This is a genomic window from Selenomonas sp. ND2010 (assembly GCF_000702005.1).
GTDB lineage: Bacteria > Bacillota > Negativicutes > Selenomonadales > Selenomonadaceae > Selenomonas_A.
The window spans coordinates 39,292-60,215 of record NZ_JNKI01000016.1; the positions used below are offsets into that span (position 1 = coordinate 39,292).

At 41.6% G+C, this 20,924-nt stretch carries 20 protein-coding genes; all 20 read left to right on the forward strand.

What is annotated here, in order from left to right; all coding sequences use genetic code 11:
- The first annotated feature begins 62 nt into the window (after positions 1 to 62).
- On the forward strand, positions 63 to 1,262 hold the full coding sequence (locus T504_RS0107480) for a polysialyltransferase family glycosyltransferase (RefSeq protein ID WP_033170447.1): 1,200 nt from the start codon (positions 63 to 65) through the stop codon (positions 1,260 to 1,262).
- A 163-nt stretch (positions 1,263 to 1,425) separates the two neighbouring features.
- Positions 1,426 to 2,514 (forward strand): polysaccharide biosynthesis protein, encoded by a 1,089-nt coding sequence (locus T504_RS0107485; protein WP_197018692.1) that lies wholly within the window; start codon positions 1,426 to 1,428, stop codon positions 2,512 to 2,514.
- Positions 2,515 to 2,532: 18 nt separating this feature from the next.
- Complete coding sequence (locus T504_RS0107490; RefSeq protein ID WP_033170449.1) at positions 2,533 to 3,711, forward strand: LegC family aminotransferase; 1,179 nt, start codon at positions 2,533 to 2,535, stop codon at positions 3,709 to 3,711.
- A complete protein-coding gene (locus tag T504_RS0107495) occupies positions 3,704 to 4,780 on the forward strand; it encodes a nucleotidyltransferase family protein (protein WP_051635260.1) in 1,077 nt (358 codons plus the stop codon). Before T504_RS0107490 ends, T504_RS0107495 begins: the two co-directional genes overlap by 8 nt.
- Before the next feature lie 28 nt (positions 4,781 to 4,808).
- Positions 4,809 to 7,022, forward strand: coding sequence for an ATP-grasp domain-containing protein (locus T504_RS14430; RefSeq protein ID WP_197018693.1), 2,214 nt, complete (start codon positions 4,809 to 4,811; stop codon positions 7,020 to 7,022).
- A gap of 48 nt (positions 7,023 to 7,070) precedes the next feature.
- Positions 7,071 to 8,078: an N-acetylneuraminate synthase gene (gene neuB / locus T504_RS0107505; protein ID WP_033170482.1), complete on the forward strand. Its 1,008-nt coding sequence runs from the start codon at positions 7,071 to 7,073 to the stop codon at positions 8,076 to 8,078.
- Complete coding sequence (gene neuC, locus T504_RS0107510; RefSeq protein WP_033170450.1) at positions 8,078 to 9,256, forward strand: UDP-N-acetylglucosamine 2-epimerase; 1,179 nt, start codon at positions 8,078 to 8,080, stop codon at positions 9,254 to 9,256. The genes neuB and neuC overlap by 1 nt, the downstream gene beginning before the upstream one ends.
- Positions 9,257 to 9,260: 4 nt before the next feature.
- Complete coding sequence (locus tag T504_RS0107515) at positions 9,261 to 9,962, forward strand: acylneuraminate cytidylyltransferase family protein (protein WP_033170451.1); 702 nt, start codon at positions 9,261 to 9,263, stop codon at positions 9,960 to 9,962.
- Positions 9,963 to 9,975: 13 nt separating this feature from the next.
- Positions 9,976 to 11,346 (forward strand): MBOAT family O-acyltransferase, encoded by a 1,371-nt coding sequence (locus T504_RS0107520; RefSeq protein ID WP_033170452.1) that lies wholly within the window; start codon positions 9,976 to 9,978, stop codon positions 11,344 to 11,346.
- Between the two features lie 15 nt (positions 11,347 to 11,361).
- Positions 11,362 to 12,438, forward strand: coding sequence for a hypothetical protein (locus T504_RS0107525; RefSeq protein ID WP_156033488.1), 1,077 nt, complete (start codon positions 11,362 to 11,364; stop codon positions 12,436 to 12,438).
- 44 nt (positions 12,439 to 12,482) lie between these two features.
- Positions 12,483 to 14,516, forward strand: a complete 2,034-nt coding sequence (locus tag T504_RS0107530; RefSeq protein WP_033170454.1) for an LTA synthase family protein — start codon at positions 12,483 to 12,485, stop codon at positions 14,514 to 14,516.
- A gap of 209 nt (positions 14,517 to 14,725) precedes the next feature.
- Positions 14,726 to 14,869, forward strand: a complete 144-nt coding sequence (locus tag T504_RS14785; RefSeq protein ID WP_231473878.1) for a hypothetical protein — start codon at positions 14,726 to 14,728, stop codon at positions 14,867 to 14,869.
- A 234-nt stretch (positions 14,870 to 15,103) separates the two neighbouring features.
- Positions 15,104 to 15,736 (forward strand): IS607 family transposase, encoded by a 633-nt coding sequence (locus T504_RS0107535; protein WP_156033494.1) that lies wholly within the window; start codon positions 15,104 to 15,106, stop codon positions 15,734 to 15,736.
- Positions 15,690 to 16,898 (forward strand): RNA-guided endonuclease InsQ/TnpB family protein, encoded by a 1,209-nt coding sequence (locus T504_RS0107540; RefSeq protein WP_197018695.1) that lies wholly within the window; start codon positions 15,690 to 15,692, stop codon positions 16,896 to 16,898. The genes T504_RS0107535 and T504_RS0107540 overlap by 47 nt, the downstream gene beginning before the upstream one ends.
- A 284-nt stretch (positions 16,899 to 17,182) precedes the next feature.
- A complete protein-coding gene (locus T504_RS0107545; RefSeq protein ID WP_033170457.1) occupies positions 17,183 to 17,566 on the forward strand; it encodes an HI0074 family nucleotidyltransferase substrate-binding subunit in 384 nt (127 codons plus the stop codon).
- Positions 17,567 to 17,571: 5 nt separating this feature from the next.
- A complete protein-coding gene (locus T504_RS0107550; RefSeq protein WP_033170458.1) occupies positions 17,572 to 17,862 on the forward strand; it encodes a nucleotidyltransferase family protein in 291 nt (96 codons plus the stop codon).
- Positions 17,849 to 18,235, forward strand: a complete 387-nt coding sequence (locus tag T504_RS0107555) for an HI0074 family nucleotidyltransferase substrate-binding subunit (protein WP_033170459.1) — start codon at positions 17,849 to 17,851, stop codon at positions 18,233 to 18,235. Before T504_RS0107550 ends, T504_RS0107555 begins: the two co-directional genes overlap by 14 nt.
- Positions 18,236 to 18,471: 236 nt before the next feature.
- Entirely contained in the window at positions 18,472 to 19,224 is a 753-nt protein-coding gene (locus T504_RS0107560; RefSeq protein WP_033170460.1) for an MBL fold metallo-hydrolase, read from the forward strand.
- A 43-nt stretch (positions 19,225 to 19,267) separates the two neighbouring features.
- Positions 19,268 to 20,377 carry a S1C family serine protease gene (locus T504_RS0107565; RefSeq protein WP_033170483.1) on the forward strand — a complete coding sequence of 370 codons (1,110 nt, stop codon included), beginning with the start codon at positions 19,268 to 19,270 and terminating at the stop codon, positions 20,375 to 20,377.
- Entirely contained in the window at positions 20,377 to 20,856 is a 480-nt protein-coding gene (rlmH, locus tag T504_RS0107570; RefSeq protein WP_033170461.1) for a 23S rRNA (pseudouridine(1915)-N(3))-methyltransferase RlmH, read from the forward strand. The genes T504_RS0107565 and rlmH overlap by 1 nt, the downstream gene beginning before the upstream one ends.
- Positions 20,857 to 20,924: the final 68 nt, after the last annotated feature.

Consider the following 20,924-nt stretch of genomic DNA (forward strand, 5'->3'; position numbering starts at 1 on the left):
TAACAATAGTTTTATTTCTTTTTATGGATGTTTTACATTGATGATATAGAGAGAAAGACAGAATGAAAACACTATTTTTATGTATGACTGAATTCCAACTTTTGACGGCACTTAATGCTAAGTGTCATTTGTTTCCAGATGATGAAGCTGACATTATTGTTGGGAATTACCATGGAGAGGAAGAATTATTAGCCAGTCGTATTCGTGCGACAAATTTATTTCGTGCTGTATGCGCTGTGAATTCTGGAGTGGAAGAAAAAACACTTCATGCATATTTGCGAGGGATAAGTGAAGAGAATAGGCAAGTATCATTGAAAGAGGCACTGATAAATACGTACAAATACATAAAAGGGAAAGTGGGAGGCGTAATATTTGGACCAAAGTCTTTTTTAAACGTAAGTATAAACAGTTATAATAATTTAAAGTGGCAGGAATATGACGCTGTATTTGCTTATGGCAAAAGACCAGTTACGGAATATATGATATCTTTGCTGAAAAGAATCAATCCTAAATGTAAAATTATACAGATGGATGAGGGCGTAGGTTCATATATTTATGAAAACGTGGGAGGGACTGCTTGTGCTGAGATGTGCTTGCTTTATGAACCGAAGGCAATGATTTTTGCTAAACCTGCGATAAAACTGCCTAAATTATCCAGATGTGATAGTAAATTTATACAATTAGTGAATTGTATATTTGACGTCAAAAAAACGCAATTTGATGATTTTTCTAGCGCAGTGATTTTTTTTGATCAAGGTGTCGAAGAATGTATGCCGGCTTATTTGAGAAAAAAGAATGTGCTTACAAAAATTATTTTCCATAATGCCTATAAGAAACATCTAAAAGAACATTTAGAGTATCAGCAACGCAAGAAAAATACGGAAGATTTATTGGCTCGTTTTAAGGGGAAAAAGATTTATATAAAGCCACATCCAAGATCTTCGGGGACAACGCTAGATTATTATTTGGGATTGAATGAAAATATAAAAATATTGCCACATAATATTCCTTGGGAAGTTATGGCTCTAAATTCAAATATGGATAATACGCTATTGGTCACGGATACATCAAGTGCTGTTATTTTGTATGCAGCTGTTTTTAATGAAAAGGATAATAACAAAAGTATAATCTTGTATAAAGCATTTCAAAGAAAAGAAAGTGATATGTTTGATCCTTTTGTAAATAATATGGCTGATCTATATAAAGATACAGTGTTGGTGCCGGAGTCGTTAGAAGAGTTTAAAGAAATTGTTGATTTGTGAAACATTGTTTATCTGGAAAACTATTGATGTAAGGAGATTGCTTATGTTTAATTTAGACGAATTTATCGGCCGTTATGTAACTAAAAGAGAACGTAGTATGTTTCTAGAGACTATAGAGAATAATAGGGAACAATTATGTAAGAAGATTAGGGGAAAATCATTTTTGGTTATAGGCGGAGCTGGAACGATTGGTTCTTCATTCATTAAGTCAATATTGCCTTTTAAACCTGCATCGTTAGTAGTTGTAGATACGAATGAGAATAGTTTAGCAGAACTAACGCGTGATCTTCGTTCTACTAAGGGGATGTATGTACCTGAGGACTATGTCCCTTATCCGATGAATTTTGCGTCGCCTGTGTTCGAGAAGATGTTTCGCAGTCGTGGTGGCTTTGATGTTGTGGCAAATTTCTCAGCACATAAGCATGTGCGTTCTGAAAAAGATATTTATTCCGTAGAAGCACTTTTGCAAAATAATGTCCTGCAGGCTAAAAAGTTACTGGATTTGCTGGCAGAAATACCGCCAGAGGAGTATTTTTGTGTTTCTACCGATAAGGCGGCAAATCCTGTGAATATCATGGGGGCTAGCAAGCGCATCATGGAAGATGTTATTTTTGCTTATTCGGATAAGTTCCCAGTCAAGACGGCACGCTTTGCTAATGTTGCGTTTTCCAATGGGTCATTGCCGGCTGGCTTTATTGCCCGCCTGCAAAAATTGCAGCCTATCAGCGCCCCATCTGATGTAAAACGATATTTTGTATCGCCAGAGGAGAGCGGTCAGATTTGTATGCTGGCTTGTATGCTGGGCAAGAATCGCGAGATTTTCTTCCCGCGGTTGGAAGAGGCTCAGATGATGACCTTTGATAAGATTGCTACGGCATTTTTGGAAGAGCATGGCTATGAGGTTATGCAATGTGCCAGCGATGAGGAGGCAATCGAGAAGGCAGCAGAACTTCGAAATGGCAGCAAGAAATATCCGGTACATTATTCAGGCTCCAATACTTCCGGTGAAAAGGCTTACGAGGAGTTCTATACGGATAGTGAGACTGTTGACCTTGATCGCTTGCAGGCTTTAGGTGTTGTTACTGGTAAGCAGATACCAGATGTATCGCGGATTGAGACGTTGTTTGAGAAACTGCATGCTGTCTTTGCCAAAGAGGATACCACTAAGGAAGAAGTGGTAGAAATCATGGCAGATTATTTGCCGAACTTTGAGCACATTGAGACGGGGAAATCGCTGGACAGTAAAATGTAAGCATTGGAGGACTGGGTGATGAGCAAATTTGTACCTTTATCTATACCGAACTTTGAAGGCAATGAAAAGAAATATGTAACTGATGCAGTAGAGCAAGGGTGGGTTTCTACTGGTGGTGCTTACATCAAGAAAATGGAAGCATCACTGGCGGAATTCCTGCATACGGATAACGTGGCTGCGTGCCAGAGTGGTACCGCAGCACTGCATCTATCGATGGTGGAGGCAGGTGTCCGTCCTGGCGATGTTGTTTTGGTGCCGCCGCTGACCTTCATTGCGGCGGTCAATCCGGTGAAGTACCAGTTTGCTACGCCGGTATTCATTGATTGTGACGATAGTTTCTGTATGGACCCGGTAAAGCTGCGGGAGTTTTGCGCGAACGAATGCAACTTTGAAGATAATCAGCTCAAATACCAGGGGAAAACAGTAAAAGCAGTTGTAGTTGTACATGTGTTTGGCAATATGGCAGACATGAAAACTATCATGGAGATTGCCCGTGAGTATAACCTCAAGGTCATCGAGGATGCAACTGAGGCTTTGGGAACGAGATACACAGAAGGGACGTATACTGGGAAATACGCGGGAACCATTGGTGATTTTGGCTGCTATTCCTTCAACGGCAATAAGATCATCACGACTGGTGGCGGTGGTGCAGTCACGGCTAATGATTCTAAGATGGTAGATCATTTGCGCTACCTGTCTACGCAGGCAAAGGATGATGTTCATTACTATATTCACAATGAAATTGGCTACAACTATCGCATGACGAATTTGCAGGCGGCTCTTGGCGTGGCGCAGATGGAGGAGTTGCCAGAGTTTATCCGTCGCAAGCAGGTAAATTATGAGCTTTACTGTCAGCTGTTTGCTGGTTTTGGATTAGGGAAGATGATTGGGTTCCGCGAGGATACCTATTCGAATATGTGGTTTTATTCGTTGGAAATCAATCGTGACAAGGTCAAGGCCAGCATGCGGGAAATCATCACGGCATTGGAAGAGAAGGGCGTCCAGACCAGAGCTATATGGGGTCTTATCAATGAGCAGGTTCCTTATCAGCACGAGAAAACCTATCAGTTGGAAAAGGCTCCGTACTATGCGGAGCGAATTCTCAATATCCCGTCGAGTACACAGATTACCAAGGAAGATATTGAGTATGTGGTTGAGCAGGTAAAGGCTGTATTGGAGGCGTTTGCTCATGAATGAAGAGCGAATCAGGGAGTTTACGGGCAAGTTGCCGCTGAACGTGGTGGAGGCAATGAACCGGATCGACAAACACGCTTCTGCTAGTGGCTTATTATTTGTTGTGGATGAAAACGAAAGTCTTATTGGCTGCATAACGGATGGTGATATCCGGCGTTGGATATTGAAAGGCGGCGAGCTTAGTGCGTCTGTAGAAACGGTCATGCACAAAAAGCCGGTGTATCTCTATGAAGATGAGAGGTATAAAGCAAAGTCCGTGATGATGGACAAGGTTATTACGGCAATCCCACTAGTCGATGAGGATAAGAGGATACTTGACATTGTTTTGCTGCGAGAAGTCAGCAAGGTGCAGAAAGAAAAGAAAAGCCTAAAAGGGGTGCCTGTGGTAATTATGGCTGGCGGCAAGGGCACAAGGCTTTATCCTTATACGAAGATCCTGCCAAAACCGCTGATTCCGATTGGTGATACGCCGATTGTGGAGCGGATCATTGACTGTTATGTCGAGTATGGTATTGATCGCTACTTTATGACAGTCAACTATAAAAAAGGCATGATGCGGTCGTATTTCAATGATTTGGCACCAGATTATGAAGTGGTTTTTGTCGAAGAGAATAAGCCGCTTGGCACAGGTGGCAGCATCAAGCTGATTGAGGAAAAATTCGATTGGCCGCTATTCGTCACCAACTGCGATGCCCTTATCCGTGCAGATTACGCGGATATTTATGATCATCATGCTAGAGCTGGCAACGATATTACTATAGTTTCGGCGCTGAAAAATATTACGATTCCCTACGGAGTGATGCATTCAGGCGAACAGGGCGAACTGCTCGCTATGGAGGAGAAACCAAAACTGTCATATTTCATCAATACAGGTATGTATGTCATAAATCCGGGAACGATAGCGCTGATACCAGATGATACGATGTTCCACATGACGCATTTAGTGGAAAAAGTCATGGCTAAGGGTGGCAAGGTTGGTACTTATCCGATAAGCGAGGATTCGTTTCTGGATATGGGTGAGTTCGAGGAAATGAAGAGAATGGAAAAGAAATTGAATATTATTTCGGATTAACATAAGCTGGCATGATAGGAGATGTATGATGAAAAAATTAGTATCAAGTAATAATAATGGTGTTAGTTTTGATGGACTTCAAACACCTTGTTTTATTATAAACTTAAGAGAATTTCAAAATAATATTAGAGATTTTTCAAATGCTTTGAAGAATCATTTTCCTAATAGAATAGTAGCGTATTCTGTAAAGACAAATTCACTTCCATATCTTTTGAGTGTAGCTAGTGCAGAAAATTGTTTTGCAGAAGTGGTTTCTTCGGATGAATATGAGTTAGCTAAAAGTGTTGGTTACAGTATTAATCATATAGTGTACAATGGTCCTATGAAAAGTAGAGATACTTTTTATGAAGCATTATCTGGAGGGGCGTATGTAAATATCGAAACAATGCGCGAAATAGAATGGTTAAAAGCGTATCAAGGAAATAATGATATAAAGTTGGGAATTCGTGTAAATGTTGATTTGGGAAGATTGGCACCAGATGATGTAAAAAAAGGTGAAGAAAATAGTAGGTTTGGCTTTGACATAGAAAATGGAGAACTTAAGAAGGCGATAGAAAAAATAAATTCTTGTGGTCATAAAATATCGGGGATTCATTTACATAGGACATCAAGAACAAGAAGCTTAAATGTATATAAAAAAATATCAGAGTATGCAAATTATGTGCTTAATGAATTAAAAATAGAACCAGATTTTGTTGATATTGGTGGTGGATATTTCGGTAAGATGCCAGGAAAACCTCAATATAATGATTATGTTGAAGTCTTTTTGAAATACCTTAATGTTTCAAGCAATACAACAATTATTGTTGAACCTGGTAATGGTTTGGTCGCTTCACCAATAGATTATTTATTTTCCATTATTGATAAGAAGATTGTAAAGGATAAAGTTATTTTTACTAGTGATGGTAGTAGGATCGATGTAGATCCTTTTTTTCATAAAAAACAATATAATTATACTATCTCTAGTTATGTAAATGAATCAAAAGAAGTAGAATGCCAGAAAATCGCAGGATGTACGTGCTTGGAAAATGATGTTATTACGGAGCTTTTTAACGAAAAACAACTCCATGTTGGCGATAAAATTAGATTTAAATGGCAAGGTGCTTATACCATGGGATTGACGCCTAATTTTATTAGATATCAACCTAATGTATATGTATACGATGGGATTAAATATGTCTTGGTGAGACACAAATGGAGTGCAGAACAGGTATGTCAGAATACGATATTAGAGGCTGTTCCGGAAGCGGATACATTTCTTTTTACAAATGCTGGACGACGGGCAACATTAATGCAAGTTTTTAAAAAGAGTTTGGGAGCATCTGCCAAGATAATAGCAGAAGATAATTGGTGTGTTGCACCAGCTTTATTTAAAGCAGATAAGTATTATTTGGGACCTAAAGTAACAGATCCTGAATATATAGATTATATCTTTAATATTTGTGAGAAGGAGAATGTGAAGGTAATTACTACATGTATTGATCCTGAAATAGAATTACTATCGAGAAATAGGGATAGATTTATTGAACGTGGCATATTACCATTATGTCCAAGTGAGATTACAGCTGAGCTTTGTTTTGATAAGTATAAAATGTTTAGGTATTTGCAGAAAAAGGGGATAAACACAGTCCTAACTTATGATAATATTAGTAGTTTTGAAAAGGGATTAGAAATGGGTAATATAAGCTTTCCTGTATTTATTAAGCCAAGGACGGGAAGTGGAAGCGTAGGTGCAGAAAAAATTAGTACTTATGATGAATTAAAAACGAGAATTATAGACGGTAAATTTGAGTACATAATCCAGGAATTTATGGATTGTGAGGATTGCGATGCGGATGTGTATGTTGATACAATTTCTCATGAGGCAGTAGCGGCGATTTGCAAAAAAAAGATAGAAACAAGAATTGGCGGTGCAAGTAAAACTATAGCATTTAAGGATCAGAAATTATTAAACTTTATTTCGGAAATAGTACGACATTTTGATTTTTATGGACCTATTGATATGGATTTCTTTTATAAGGATGGTGAATATTATTTGAGCGAGATTAATCCAAGGTTTGGTGGAGCATATTTGCACGGCTTTTTTGCTGGGGTTGATATACCTAAAATGATCCGCAATAATCTTCATGGAATTACTAATAGTTCAGAAATGGGATGTTATGATGATGGTTCGATTATGATTATGTATGATGATATTATTATGACACATGAAAGTGAATTACTTGGGGACTATAATGATTAAATTTAATAGTATTGAGGATGGAATGATTTTTAGTTAGGGACGATGAAGATGAATTATTTTAATAAGGTGTTAGTTATAGCAGAGGTTGGAGTCAATCACAATGGTGATATTAATATTGCTAAAACATTATGTAAAGCTGCAAAGGACACCGGCGCTGATGTAGTCAAGTTTCAGACATGGATCACGGAGAAAATTATTACTCGGAATGTAGAACAGGCTGAATATCAGCGGGAAAATACAGGAAGAGATGAGTCACAGTTTAATATGTTGAAGTCATTGGAATTGAGCTATGACGAGTTTACAGAGGTCAAGAAGTATTGCGATGAAATTGGCATTACGTTTGCTTCCACTGCTGATGAGGAAGATAGTCTTGATTTTCTAGTGGAATTAGGAATTCCCTTTATCAAAGTCGGCTCCGGAGATGTGGGCAATATCCCGTTCCTCAGATATATTGGACAAAAGAAGTTGCCAGTTATATTAAGTACGGGCATGAGCACCTTGGCGGACGTGGAAATGTCTTTGAAAGCATTGCAAGATGGCGGGGCATCGGAAATAACATTGCTTCATTGTACGACGAATTATCCGTGTCCCTATGCTGCCGTGAATTTAAAGGCCATGGACACATTAAAAAATGCTTTCGGACTGCCTGTAGGCTATTCCGACCATACGGAAGGGATTGAAGTTGCTGTAGCTGCTGTGGCCAGGGGGGCGGGTATTATCGAGAAGCATTTTACACTGGATAAGAATATGGAAGGGCCGGATCATAAAGCTAGTACAGAACCGGCTGAGTTTAAGGCGATGGTTGAGTCTATACGTCATATTGAATCTGCGTTGGGAAGTGGTGTGAAGCAGCCTACCACAGCAGAGCAGGAAATCTCGAAGGTGGTGCTAAAACGTATTGTTGCCAAGCGGGGAATCAAAGCGGGGCAGGTCATTTGTGAAGATGACCTCTGTGTAAAGCGTAATGATGTAGGTGTGCCAGCTAATGCTTGGGATATTATCGTGGGGTCTGTGGCGAGAAAAGACTATATCGTGGATGAAGGAATTGAGATCTAATGTATGAAGTATGCGTAGTGACAGGGACAAGAGCTGAATACGGCTTACTACGTCCTTTGCTAGTTAAGCTTAATGAAAATGATGATATCGATGTGCAATTGGTAGTGACAGGAAGCCATCTTAGTGAAAAATTTGGCAATACACAGAAGGAGATTCAAGAAGATGGATTCTTGGATTACGTCAAGGTGCCTATTCCGATAGATGATGATAGCAAAGAAGGCATGGCTTTTTCCACTGGCGCAGCGTTGCAAAAATTTGCAGAGTTGTTAGCCAAAAGCAAACCAGATCTTTTGGTAGTACTAGGTGATCGATTTGAAATTTTTGCTGCGGCGGCAGCTGCGCATATGATAGGTATACCCACCGCACACATTTCTGGAGGAGATGTAACAGAAGGTGCTGTGGATGATGCAATCAGACATTGCATCACAAAACTGAGTGTTTTGCATTTCCCAGGCTGCGAGCAGTCAAGACAACGAATTATTCAGATGGGGGAACAGCCGGATACTGTATTCAATGTGGGTGAGCCAGGTGTAGAAAATTGTCTTAATCGTGAATTGATGACAAGGGATGTTTTGGCAGAGAATTTGCAGTTTGGATATATCAAACGCGATTATGCTGTAGTTACTTTTCACCCGGTGACGATGGAATGTAATACTGCAGAATGGCAATTGCAGGAGCTCATACATGCTATGGAGCAAATGCCTGATTTAGGGTATATTGTTACCTTGGCGAATGCTGATGCTGGTGGTCGATTGGTAAACGACATATGGAAGTGTGAAGCTGAAAAACATAAAAATTGGCTGGTTGTTCCATCTTTGGGGGTAGTACGATACTTATCTGCTGTTAAATATGCAAAATTAGTAGTGGGAAATTCCTCAAGCGGTATAGTTGAGGCACCTTCTATGCATACGCCAACAATAAATATAGGTGATAGGCAAAAAGGTCGTATGATGGCAGAGAGTGTGATTTGCTGTGAGCCGAAGCGTGACGATATTATCGAGGCGATGAAGACGGCATTAGCGGATGAATTTCAAGAGAAAGCAATGCGTGTCGTGTCACCATTTGGGGATGGAACTACATCGGATAAGATAGTGGAACGAATAATAGCTTTCTTGAAGGAGAAAAGGTCCAATCATGAAAAGCAATTTTATGATATAGAGTTTTCTAGTCGGGGGTGAAAGCGTGAAAAATATAGCAATTATTACCGCACGAAGCGGTTCAAAGGGACTTAAGGATAAAAATATCAAAGTAATGAACGGCAAGCCTTTGTTGGCGTATAGTATTGATGCTGCTAAGGAATCTGCGCTGTTTGAAGAAATCATGGTGTCTACGGATTCGCGGCAATATGCCGATATTGCTGTAGAATATGGTGCTAGTGTGCCATTCCTACGTTCGGCAGAAAATAGCTCTGATAATGCAAGTAGCTGGGATACGGTGCTTGAGGTACTGGGGAAGTATAAGGAGATGGGCAGAGAGTTTGATACGATATGTTTGCTCCAACCGACATCGCCTTTACGAACTGGTAATGACATTGTTGGGGCATATAAACTTTTCCAAGAAAAGAATGTAAATGCTGTAACATCTGTCTGTGAAGTAGATCATTCGCCGCTATGGACTATGACTTTAGATGACGATAGGATGTTAACAGATTTTCGAAATCGTCATACGGATGTTCCACGACAAAAACTTGAGACCTTTTATCGGATTAACGGAGCTATTTATATTCGTAAAATAGAATATAATGCTGATAACATTAGAGTGAAGGACGATAAAGAATGTGCATTTATAATGGACAAGAGAAGAAGTGTTGATATTGATAGTGAATTTGATTTTGAGTTAGCAAAAATATTATCAAGCGAAAAATATTTTTTATGTTATGAATAAATGAGGAGAATAGATGTTATTTAATTCATACGAATTCATTTTTGTGTTTTTGCCGATTACAATAGGGGTTTTCTTTGCTTTAGGGAAATTACAACAAAAATCATGGGCCATTGGATGGTTGGTAATGGTATCATTGTTCTTTTATGGATGGTGGGATTATAGATACGTGCCGTTGCTATGTTGCTCGATTGTTGTTAATTATTTAGTCGGTAGAAAATTGGAAAAATATCGAGAGAAAAGTTGGTTGATATTAGGGATAATTTTTAATGTTCTTTTGTTGGGGTATTATAAGTATACGGATTTCTTTTTGACCACATGTAATGAAATATGTGGAGAAGAATTTTTTTCTATGTTACATATAGTTTTACCGTTAGGAATATCTTTCTTTACTTTTACACAAACGGCTTATTTAGTAGATGCTTATAGGGGTGAAGCTAGAAACTTTTCTTTTTTGACTTATTGCGAATTTGTTACTATATTTCCACATTTGATAGCTGGGCCTATTATCAATCATAAAACGATGATTCCACAATTTGTTGCCGAGGAAACATTTAAAATAAATAATCGAAATTTAGCATTGGGTATAACTATTTTTGCTATGGGGTTGGCAAAAAAAGTGTTGATTGCTGATCGTATTGCGCCGTGGGTGAATGAAATATTTAATCATGCTGATAAATTATCGTTCCTACAAGCTTGGCTAGGGGCTATCGGCTATACGTTTCAATTATACTTTGATTTTTCTGGATATAGTGAAATGGCAATTGGTTTAGGATTAATGATAAATTTGCGGTTGCCATTGAATTTTAATTCTCCTTATCAAGCGAGAAATATAATTGATTTTTGGCGACGTTGGCACATGACGTTGGGAGAATGGGTAAAAAACTATTTGTATATTCCCATGGGGGGGAACCGCTGTGGAGAATTAAAAAAAATGCGCAATTTGTTTGCATCGATGTTGATTATTGGAATATGGCATGGTGCTGGGTGGAATTTTGTGTTGTGGGGCGCTTTGCATGGTGTATATTTGATGATTAATCATGGATGGCGTAAGCTAAACTTAAAACTTCCTGTATTTATTTCTTGGGGAGGAACATTCTTATGCGTGGTTGTTGCTTGGGTTTTGTTTAGGGCAAATTCCGTTGGAAATGCTTGGCAGGTTTTATTGTCTATGTCAGATGTTTACAATTTTGGGGTAGTACCTAAAGACCATATGTGGGCTATATTGGGGATGGGACTTGTATTAGCAATAGCTCCTCATCCTATTGCTGTCATAGAAAAATATAAATTCCCAAGTTGGCAATGGAGTGTGCTTACGATTATTTTATTTGTAGCAGGAGTTATGTATATTACTGTGGATTCACCATTCTTATATTTTCAGTTTTAAGGAGAGGATAGGCTGTTGATGAGGGAAAAAACATATGTTGTGAGTACGCTATTGTCAGTATTAGTGATACTGTCGGCAGTAGGTATGTTTAATTATTGGCAGGATCCAGCAGAGATATTTTCTAAGGAAGATCATTATCAAGCATTTACAGAGGCTTTGGCTGATGGCGATAACATTGTTGTATCGGGTAATTATGATGAAAGATTATTCAGGAAAAGTATGATAAGTACACAACGGAATAATCCTGAAGTGGTGGTATTTGGATCTAGCCGTGTTATGGGAATCGGTGTTGAAGCATTTGATAATAAATGCAGGATAATGAACTTGGCGGTTTCTGGAGCAGGGTTGCAAGATGATATTGCGTTGTGGTGGCTTTATCAAAAAAGCGAAGTCAGTTCAAAAAGCAAAACGATTATCATTGGGCTAGATCCTTGGGTGTTAAATGCTAATAGTGGTGATGACAGATGGAAAAGATTGGCTGATAGTTATGAGGATGCGTTACAAGATTGGGGAGAATTAGAGAAGACTTCTATAGATTTTAATAAAGTGAATCAGCTTTTTTCTATAAGTTATACTAGAGAGTCATATAAAAAATGGAGGTCTGCAAGAAAATCCTTAAATGTGTGCGTTGACATAGATGATATTGCAGCTGGAGATAGTTTGTTGCTTCCTGATGGCTCAAGAATATGGTCCCAAAAGGATAATGCATTAGATGCTAAAACTGAAGCGCATAAATATGTGTCGGGGAAAATTTATCAGATAGAGAATTATAACGAGTTGGATGAAAATTTAAAAAAACAGTTTGAGCTTTGGATCGAAAATATTATTAAGCAAGGTTATAGGGTCGTTTTTTTCTTTCCTCCATATCATCCTTATGTATACGATTGTTTACAAGAAAATCAAAAGTATGCGGAGGTATTTGCTGCGCAAGAGTTCTTTACTGATTTTGCGAAAGAGCATGGTATTGTTGTATTAGGAAATTATAATCCATCAGAAATGGGGTTGGAGGATAAAGATTTTATTGATGGGATGCATTTGCGTAGAAACTCACTTACACAATGGTTGATGAACAATAATGCGGTTATGAAGTAAAACGTATTCGATTAGTGCTTACTATGTAAGGTAGGAGGTTATTAATGTTTTCGTTGTTTTGGGCAGGGATACAGCAGGATATTAAGCTGGTGCTGTTGGCTCCAGCGGCTTGTGCGCTTTTTCGGTTGGCGTTCATATTGGTTTATGGGCCGAAAAAGAGTCCTGTAGGCGAGTGGCGTAAGTGGTTTACGTGTTTCCGCTATGGTTTTTGGTGGGGCATGGATTTCAATGCTTATGTGTATCTGTATCTTTTGGTGTTGGTTTCTTTGCCAGCGGCATTTATACCGTCCTATTATGCTTTTAGTGACTCTGTTCGTTTGGTAGGTGTGACGGCGTATTTGATGGTTTTGTATACGGCATTTATGGGAAAGATGATTTTCTATTATCATTTTCATGATACGTTTAATGCGACCATGAAGCTGGGACGCAATGCAGATAAGAAGAATTTTGCTGATATTTTCTTCCATCAGAACCATGGTGCCTGGATTCTTCTAGGCTATATTCCTTATACTTGGCTGAGCTGGGAGGCTGGCAGCTGCTTGTTGCGGCTGCCGAGTCTGCCGTACCTATCGGTTTCGTCATCATGGCTGCAGTATGGAGTTAATACGGTAGTGTTCTTGGTTGCTGTACTGTTTTTTTATTGGCTGCGGTATGGTGGTACTTTGCGTCATCGACAGAAACCAGAGTGGGATGAGGTCCCGCCAATCGTAAAAAATGATATGTTTATGGGCAAGGCTACGGTTGATGATTTGATTGCTTTTGAACTGGCGTGCAAGCGCGAAGTAAGCGATGCACTGAGGCATTCCGATGCGGAGGCAATGGAAGTATTGAATCCGATTATGCCGTCGCCGCAGATTTTCCAGGAGGACATGTGGGCACCTTTTTCACATCATGCGAAAGGGGCACGGATAAGCAAGCCTAAACATATTTTCTTTTTGTTAGCAGAGAGTCATGGACAAGCCCCGTTTGATGCTCCATATGAGTACCTGAATCTGATGTCAGCCAGCCGGCGTTACCGTAGTCAGGCACATACGCTGGCCATAGATAATTTTTTGCCAGCAGGGATGATTTCCCAGCCATCGTTAGTCAGTTTGCTGGCCGGAGTATATGATGCTGATATGGAGCTTAACGAGAACAAGGCGTTTTGGTATGGGAATATGCCTATATCGTTGCCGTTGCAGCTAAAAAGACTTGGCTATCGGACGGAATTTTGGTATGGTGGCGGGCTTAATTGGGGGAGTTTGGAACATTTTGTGCCGGCTATTGGTTTTGATGCTTGGCATGGTGGCCCTGATTTCTGTCCGCAGGGTTCGCCAAAGACTTGGCTTGGGGTGTATGACCATATTTTCCTTGAGCAGGCTGCTGAATTGATACGTCAGGACGATGGGGAACAGCCGGTTTTTCATTTTCTTTATACAACATCAAACCATGGTCCGTATAATATGCCGTATGAAAAGTATGGTTTTGATGCGTCAAAAGTCATGTCCGATGCGCCGGAGTCTTTACTGAAAAATGGCAAGATGATGAAGCAGATGGCCGGCATTTGGTATGCGGATCAGGCACTGATTAAGTTCGTGGAAGAGATGCAGGCTGTATATCCGGATAGCTTGTTTGTGGTTACTGGAGACCATACGACAGGACTTATACCGTTTAAGTGCGGTGTAGTAAAGCGTACGGAACCCAATCTGCGAGAGACGGTTCTTACCTCTTTTGCGATGTCGCATCCGGAGCTTACCACGGATATGCTGGCTGGCAATACGATTGGTGGGCATATGAATATTATGCCGACTATTTTGGAATTGATTGCCCCAAAAGGATTTGAGTATTATTCTATTGCTAAGCCGTTGACGGAGCCTATAGATCATGTAGTTACGCCTTATTGTTGGATGACTAGGGATAGGATTGGTGACTATCGGGATAGTTTAGCTCAGCAATTGGCTGTTGCAGAAGAATTGTTGCCATTTGAGCGCGATAAAGAGCAGTTCCGTGAGGAACGTGATGCCTGGTGTGAGCTTACGGGGTGGCTTGTGCGTCATCCTGAACTGCTTGACGATGCTGGAAGAGGTAAGAGAGTGTGATAAACTAGCACAAACGTATACACAACAAATGTTTGTTCCTTGATGGTGCCGATTTATTTGATATAATGAATATAGAGCAATCTGGGAATCGATTTTTGATCGTACCCCCAGACAAACGATAGCCCCTGTGTTTGTTATGAGTACAGGGGCTATTCGTATACGAGAAAAGTGGAATTGAATCATCACACGGATTAGGAAAGTGGGGGCGTATGATGGCTCTGCAAAATAAGCTGGGAATCATGGATTCTATTGAGCTGGCACATGAAGAGAAACGCTTGACGAAAAAGCGGGATTTGGAATTATATGACAAAAAATATTGGATTGTTTCGAAGTTGGAACCTTTGCAGGGTTAAAAGATATACATGGCTATCTATTTTAGGATGTGGATGATTTTGCAGGTAAAATGCGCACGGTAAATATTGCCAAGGGGAATTTTCGTTTGTAAATTACGATACGTTGTGACAGGGAATGTGTGGTTTTGTCAGGACGCAAATGGGAGAAACTTTAAGTAACTAATTTCATAAACAAAAGTGTATATTAGTGACATAATGTGTTTATGGAGGATTGAAGCCATGAATACATCAAATATCACAAATTACAAGCCTAAAGAGTTTGCTGAACTTCTTAATGTCACAGTCAAGACACTTCAACGCTGGGACAGAGAGAAAACGCTTGTAGCAAACAGAACCCCCACAAATCGAAGATATTATACTTACGACCAGTATTTACAGTTTAAAGGTATTGGCAAAGACGCTGATTCCCGTAAGATAGTCATTTATACGAGGGTGTCGACCAAAAATCAAACTGACGACTTAGAGAATCAAGTGGACTTTCTTCAGCAATATGTCAATGCCAAAGGACTCATAGTTGATGAAATTATCAGGGATTATGGAAGCGGCCTGAATTATAACCGCAAGAAATGGAATCAGCTTCTAAACGAAGTCATGGAAAACAAAATTAAAATGATTCTTGTATCACACAAGGATAGATTTGTACGATTTGGCTTTGACTGGTTTGAGAAATTCTGCAACAAGTTCAACGTGGAAATAGTTGTCGTGAAAAATGAGAAACTGTCTCCGCACGAAGAACTGGTACAGGATATAGTAAGTATTCTTCACGTATTTTCTTGCAGGCTGTATGGCTTACGGAAATACAAAAAGCAGATTGAAGGGGATGAGTCTATTGCTAAAGGCGTTCAAAACGGAGATAGCCCCAACTAAAGAACAAGAAATAAAAATCATTCGTTCTATCGGTGTGGCTAGATTCTTATATAATCAGTACATAGCCTATAACCGCCGCTTATACAAGATGTATCAGCGTGGCATGCTTGACGAGAAGCAGAAATATTTTGTTACTGCCAATGACTTCGACAAGTACGTAAATCATAAGCTGAAGATAGAATTGCCTTGGATTGACCAGTGCGGCTCTAAGGCACGTAAGAAAGCCTTACGCAACGCCGATCAAGCTTTTCGGCGTTTCTTCTCTGGTATATCGGGCTATCCGAACTTCAAGAAAAAGGCGAATCAGGATGTGAAACTGTATTTTCCGAAAAACAACAAAGGGGACTGGACGATATGGCGGCACAAGCTGATGATACCTACACTAAAGCAAGTCCGGCTTAAAGAGTTTGGCTATTTGCCTGTGGGTGCTAAAGTCACCAATGGTACAGTATCTTATGTGGCTGGACGGTTTTATGTCTCCGTTGTGGTAGATATTGATGAAAAATCCAAGCATAACAAGGATTTGGAAGCATCGTATCATACCGTAACAGCTGGTGTAGGCATAGATTTAGGCGTGAAAGATCTTGCTATCGTCAGTGATGGGAAAGTCTTCAAGAATATCAATAAGAGTTCGAAGGTCAAAAGACTGGAGAAACGGCTTCGGAGAGAGCAGAGGTGCCTTAGCCGTAAATATGAGTTTAGGAAAAAGAAAGGTGGTAAGACTGCTACTGCCTCTGCAAACATAGAAAAGCAAAAGCTAAAGGTACAAAAACTTCATCAGCGTATAACAAGAATCCGAGAAGATTACGAAAACAAAACTGTCCACGAAATCGTGAAGCAAAAACCACGCTTCATTACTGTGGAAGATTTGAATGTTAAAGGCATGATGAAGAATCGGCATCTGGCAAAAGCCGTAGCGGCGCAGAGATTCAATCATCTGTTAGCCAAGCTGAAACGCAAAGCAGAGATAATAGGCATTGAATTTCGGGAAGTTGACAGATACTACCCCAGCTCAAAAACCTGTCATTCTTGCGGGCATATACACAAAGGTCTGAAACTCAAAGACAGAGTGTATGTTTGCCCTGAATGTGGTTATATGGCGGATAGAGATTACAATGCTTCGCTTAATTTGCGGGATGCTAAAGAATATCGGGGTGCTTAATAACAAAAGTTCCGATAAATGTACCGATGGCTAGTCGGGAACAGACATTCCTCCTTGCGTAGCAAGGAGTGTGATGGCAACGCCTTCGGAGTGCTATGCAAACGCTAGTAGCTTGCCCTTCGGGACGGCGAGAGCGAGCACAATGAACAAGGAATTTTTCTAAGACATAAACACTTTTGTCTATGTTTTTAGTAGCAGTCGACGATTCCTTACCGCGTCGATGTGGTGGATATGCAACAGGCTTCTCAAACGCTTTTGCAGGAAATACGGAAGGATGGTATTCAATGGAAATAACAAAGCGTTTTGCAATTGCTTCACGAGCATTGGCGAAACTTCACGAGGCTGTTACGAAGGAACAACTCTCAGAGATGGAACGAGACGGCTTGATTCAGCGGTTTGCGTTTTGTTTTGAAATCATGTGGAAGTGTGGCAGGGATTATTTGCGTGATGCAGAGGGCTTGGATGTTGCTTCGCCTAAGGCTGTAATCCGTGCGTTGCGTGATGTGAAGGTATTTTCAGACGAAGAAACGGTGTTGGCATTGAAGATGGTCGATGCACGCAATCTTACTGCGCATACTTATGATGAGGAATTGGCCATAAAATTAGCAGAGCAAATACCCGAGTATGAGCAGTTTATGCAATTGTGGTATCGGCGGATGACGGAGTGATTGGAATGGATTTGCCAGAAAAGGTTATTGCGGGGATAAAGGAACTGGCTGAAGCGTATGATGTTCAGCGGGTTGTTTTGTTCGGGTCGCGAGCTCGGGGGGATAACCATCCGAAAAGTGACGTAGATTTAGCAGTTTATGGTTGTGCAGACTTTACGAATTTTTCGTTAGATGTTGATGAGAAAGTTTGGACTTTGCTGATGTTTGATATTTTAGATATGGACAGGTATGATTACTCACAGGAATTGCTTCAGGAAATTACGCGTGATGGGGTGACGATTTATGAAAAAGTATGAAAATTATAGTAGCAATTTGCGGGTATTAGCACAGGCATCGAAGCAGGATCTGACTAACGACTTCATTATTAGCGGTGTGATTGATAAATTTTTTATTCAGTTTGAGCTCGGCTGGAAACTTATGAAGGAACTTATGCAGTATGAGGGGCGTCGTGAGGGAATGACGGGATCGCCACGAGCGATTATAAAAGCTGCGTATGTGATCTATGATTTTTTGGATGAGGAAGTATGGCTTTCGATGCTTCGGGATCGGAATGATATGACACATATTTATGATGGCGAAGCGGCCAAGCGGCTGGTAGATAAGATTATTGCAGAGTATATTCCAGCGTTTATAGATTTTGGCGAAAATATAAAACGTATCTATGGATAAATACGAAACGGGAAAAAGATTCATGTAATCAACACGGATCAAGTAGTGCATAGCATGCAGGAACTAGTGCCGATTGCCATTCGGTATGTCTAGGCGTGTTTAGGGGCAAAGGTGGTTCCCGTGCATGACAGCGTGATGGGAAACGTGTATAATAGGTTTTGTGCCCGGTGCTTTGGCACCGGTTTTTTTGCAGATGGTTTTCAGAATCAACGATTAGGATAGGAGTTAGCAGGTATATGCAGGTTTCGGTGTTGGCCAGTGGCAGTAAGGGAAATGCCGTCTATGTGGAAATGGATGGGTGCCGATTGCTGCTGGATGCAGGGATTAGCGCAACGCGAATCAAGAAGGCACTTTTGGCACAGGGCATTGATGCGGCTAGTCTTGATGGCGTGTTGATTACCCATGAGCATCGCGATCATATTGCGGGACTGGCGACATTGTCGAAGTGGTATCACCTGCCAATTTTCTCGCGGCGAGCGACGTTTGAGCACATGAGCTGTCGTGCACAGCTTCCCCCAGAATGTATTTGTCCGGTGGATTCAGGGTTCAAATTGGCGGGGGTGACGGTGGTGCCGTTTTCGACGTCGCATGATGCGGCTGATCCTGTTGGGTATCGAATACAGGGTTCGCAGTGCATGGCGCTGGCAACGGATCTTGGATTTGTCACGGCGAATGTTCAGTCTGCTATTGAGGGAGCCGACCTGTTGGTGCTGGAAGCCAATCATGATCCGGAGGTGCTAAAAAAGGGTGCTTATCCTTGGCCCTTGAAGCGGCGTATTCTTTCGAACCGTGGCCATTTGGCCAATTCGGATGCGGCTTGGGCGATTGCCCGGATGAAACGGCGCCCGCGCAAGGTGTTTTTGGCACATTTGTCGGAGGAGAATAACCGGCCGGATTTGGCGAGAGACACGGTGCAGATGATTCTAGCGAAGCAGGGAATCCAGCAGGAGATTATTATGACAAGTCAGACTGAGACTGTATCGGGATAATTATTTCGTTGGAGGGATTTTTATGAAATCGTTCTTTAAGTCTATGAATAATAAGAAAAAGAAGAATTTGGTGGCTGCTTTGATGGTGGCTATGTCAGTCGTTTCGTTTTCGGGATGTTCGGCAGGACAGGCGGATAATGGATCGTCTTCTTCCAGCTCGGCTGCGGTTCAGCAGGCGGCAAGCAATCAGACGCTGTCGGATGCGCGCAATACGCCGGTCGTTCGCGCCGCCAAGACTGTCGGCCCGACGGTGGTCGGCATCACGAATAAAGCGGTGGCCCGTGATTGGTTCAACAATCCGGTGGAAACTGAGGGCGTTGGTTCTGGTGTTATCTTCAAGAATGATGGTGGCAAGAGCTATATTGTGACGAATAATCACGTCATCAGCAATGCCAAGGAGCTTATCGTTTCGCTGGCGGATGGCCGCACGCTCAAAGGGAAGCTGATCGGTGCTGACGAGATGACGGATTTGGCGGTTGTTCGCGTAGATGATGGCAAGCTGCCGACTGCAAAGTTCGGGGATTCGGATAAGATTGTTGTCGGTGAGCCGGCTATTGCTATCGGCAATCCGATGGGGCTGGAGTTCCAGGGCAGTGTTACGAGTGGCGTCATCAGTGCCCTGAACCGTACGCTCGATATCAGCGATAAGCGCGTGAAACTGCTGCAGACGGATGCGGCAATCAATCCTGGTAATTCTGGCGGTGCTTTGGTCAATGCGGATGGTGAGGTCATCGGCATCAACAGCGCCAAGGTAGCAGCTAACGGCGTCGAGGGCATGGGCTTCTCCATTCCGATCAATACGGTACAGAATGTCATCAACGAAATCATGGATAAGGGTTATGTAGCTCGTCCGTACCTTGGCGTATCGGTGTTTGACCCCCAGACGGCTGCCCGCTATGGCTACCAGCTCAACATCGATAAGGGCGTCTACGTATTCCAGCTGACCTTGAATGGCCCGAGCGGCAAAGCTGGCCTCCAGCGCGGCGATATCATCCTGAAACTCGATGGCCAGGAGACGAACAGTGTCCAGGATCTTCGTGCGAAGATTGCCGAGCATAAGGTCGGCGATACGGTAAAGGTAACCTTTGACCGCAATGGCAAGCAGAAGAATGTCGATGTCGTTCTCGAGGAAATGCCGCAGGATAAGAATTGATGAAGATTACCATTGTCTGTGCAGGCAAAATCAAGGAAAAGTATCTGAGTGCGGGGATTGCGGAGTTCATGAAGCGGCTCCGTCCCTTTGCTCAGGTAGAGATAAAGGAAATCCACGAGGAAAAGATGCCCGATGAGCCATCGGCGGCGGAAAAGGAGCAGGTGCTGCAGAAGGAGGGCGAAAAGCTCTTGAAGCTCGTGCCCGCAGGGAGTTTCCTCTTTGTGCTCGATGTGTTCGGCAAGGAGATGCCATCGGAAAAGCTCGCGGAGAAGCTGGACCGATTAGGGGTTCAGGGGCGCAGCAATATCACGTTTTTGATCGGTGGTGCCTTTGGGTTGTCAAAAGAGGTCCGGGCGGCTGCGGATGAGCGGCTGAGTTTTTCCCAGTTGACGTTTACGCATCAGATGGTGCGGCTCTTGCTGGTCGAGCAGATTTATCGTTGTTTTAAAATCAATCGCGGTGAGAAGTATCACTGGTAATAGAAGCCTTCCCCTTTAGGGGGAGGTTTTTTTGTGGTATGATATATGTAGTATAATTTCGGTAAGTA